Source organism: Streptomyces sp. FH025, from assembly GCF_017427025.1.
Lineage (GTDB): Bacteria > Actinomycetota > Actinomycetes > Streptomycetales > Streptomycetaceae > Kitasatospora.
In genome coordinates this window covers 1-1,822 of record NZ_JAFLNG010001045.1, presented here as the reverse complement: position 1 = coordinate 1,822, position 1,822 = coordinate 1, and the positions used below count along the sequence as shown (strand labels likewise).

The following is a 1,822-nucleotide window of genomic DNA, read 5'->3' as shown; positions in this document are numbered from 1 at the left end:
AGTCTGGGGCTGGCGGAGCTGCCGGCCGAGCTGCGGGTCCGGGTGCTGCAGGAGGCCCCCGCCGAGCGTCGGGGCTTCCGGCGTCGGCGGGGGCGTCCGCGGGTCGAGTGAGAGGGCGCGCCCGGGGCTCAGAGGGAGCGGAGGGCGCCGCCGTCGACGGGGACCATCACGCCGGTCACGTAGGAGGCGGCGGGGGAGAGCAGGAAGGCGGCGGCCTTGCCGAACTCCTCGGGGGTGCCGTAGCGGCGGAGCGGGATGCCGTCGCTGGCCCTGGCGCGGGCGGCCTCCGGGTCGGCGGCGAGGGCGTCGAGTTCGCGGACCCGGTCGGTGTCGATCCGCCCGGGGAGCAGGCCGAGCACCCGGATGCCGCGGGGGCCGAGTTCGTCGGCGAGGGACTTGGCGGCCATGGCGAGGCCGGGGCGCAGGCCGTTGGAGATGCCGAGGCCGGGAATCGGCTGGCGGACCGAACTGGAGAGCACGAAGCCGATCACACCGCCGGAGGGGAGCGTGGCGGCCGCGGCGCGGGCGAGGCGCAGGGCGCCGAGGAAGACGGACTCGAAGGCGTCGCGCCAGGCGGACTCGGGGGTGGTCTCGACCGGTCCGGCCTGGGGGCCGCCGACGCTGATCAGGATGCCGTCGAGTCCGCCGAAGCGGGACCGGGCCTCGGCGATGAGGCGGTCGGCGGTCTCGGGGTCGGCGTTGTCGGCGACCACGCCGTGGGCGGAGCCGAGGGTGTTCAGCTCGGCGACGGCGGCGTCGACCGCCTCCTGGCCGCGGCCGCTGACGAGCACGTGGGCGCCGTCGGCGGCGAGTTCGCGGGCGGCGGCCAGGCCGAGGCCCCGGGTGGCGCCGGTGACGATGTAGGTCTTGTTCTTGAGTCCTAGGTCCATGGGGACATCTTGCCGGGTGGTGGCGGGGAGGCCGGAGCGCACTGCTGGCGTTGACGCCGGGGGCAAGGTTTACGGTCGGTGGCGAAAGCGCGGGAGGAGTCGGGCATGCGGATCGGGGAGCTGGCGGAGCGGGCGGGGACGACCACGCGGGCGTTGCGGTACTACGAGGAGTTGGGGTTGTTGCCGGCCCGGCGGGCCGGCAACGGGTACCGGGCGTACGACGAGGAGGATCTGCGGTTGCTGCGGCAGATCCGGCTGTTGCAGGACTTCGGGTTCGGGCTGGAGGAGACCAGGCCGTTCGTGGAGTGCCTGCGGGCCGGGCATCCCGAAGGGGATTCGTGTCCGGCCTCCCTGGAGGTCTACCGGCGCAAGCTGGCCGAGTTGGACGACTGCATCGCGCGGCTCCAGGACGTACGGGCCCAGGTGGCCGGGCAGTTCGAGCGGGCGGTGCGGGCGCGGGACGAGTTGGCGGCGGAGGAGGTCCGGCCGCCTCGGTGCGAGTGGGAGGAGTGACCGGTGAACGGTGTTCCGGCGGTGACGGACGAGACCTTCGAGGCGGAGGTGCTGGCGGCCGAGGGGGCGGTGCTGGTGGACTTCACGGCGGACTGGTGCCCGCCGTGCCGGATGATGGCGCCGGTGCTGGCGGACATCGCGCGGGAGGAGGCGCACAGGATGCGGGTGGTGACCCTGGACGTGGACCGCAACCCCCGCACGCAGGCGGCGTACGGGGTGCTGTCGATGCCGACGCTGATGCTGTTCCGGGGCGGTGAGCCGGTGCGGTCGGTGGTGGGGGCGCGGGCGAAGGCGCGGCTGCTGCGGGAGCTGGACGACGCGCTCTGACGCGCGCTAGGCAGGGAGGGGTCCGGTGATGGTCTCGGGTTCGGCGGCCTGCTTGGCGCGGTCCTTGGCCTCGCGGCGGACGAGGACCCAGA

The 1,822-nt window shown here is 74.6% G+C and carries 3 protein-coding genes; 2 read left to right on the top strand and 1 reads right to left on the bottom strand.

All coding sequences use genetic code 11. From position 1 onward, the window contains the following. Nucleotides 1-128: 128 nt before the first annotated feature. Nucleotides 129-890, bottom strand: coding sequence for an SDR family oxidoreductase (locus J0670_RS37095; RefSeq protein WP_207817180.1), 762 nt, complete (start codon nt 888-890; stop codon nt 129-131). A gap of 105 nt (nt 891-995) precedes the next feature. Here J0670_RS37095 and J0670_RS37090 point away from each other — a divergent pair, with 105 nt between their 5' ends. Both J0670_RS37090 and trxA read left to right on the top strand, forming a co-directional pair. Continuing rightward, nucleotides 996-1,403, top strand: a complete 408-nt coding sequence (locus J0670_RS37090; protein ID WP_207817179.1) for a MerR family transcriptional regulator — start codon at nt 996-998, stop codon at nt 1,401-1,403. 3 nt (nt 1,404-1,406) lie between these two features. Continuing rightward, the gene (gene trxA / locus J0670_RS37085; protein ID WP_207817178.1) at nt 1,407-1,730 is read left to right on the top strand and encodes a thioredoxin; all 324 of its coding nucleotides are present in this window, start codon (nt 1,407-1,409) and stop codon (nt 1,728-1,730) included. The last annotated feature ends 92 nt before the right edge of the window (nt 1,731-1,822 follow it).

Excerpts from the sequence above, each read along its gene's own strand:
- J0670_RS37090 (WP_207817179.1), top strand. The coding sequence starts at position 996 with ATGCGGATCGGGGAGCTGGCGGAGCGGGCGGGGACGACCACGCGGGCG.
- J0670_RS37095 (WP_207817180.1), bottom strand. The coding sequence starts at position 890 with ATGGACCTAGGACTCAAGAACAAGACCTACATCGTCACCGGCGCCACC.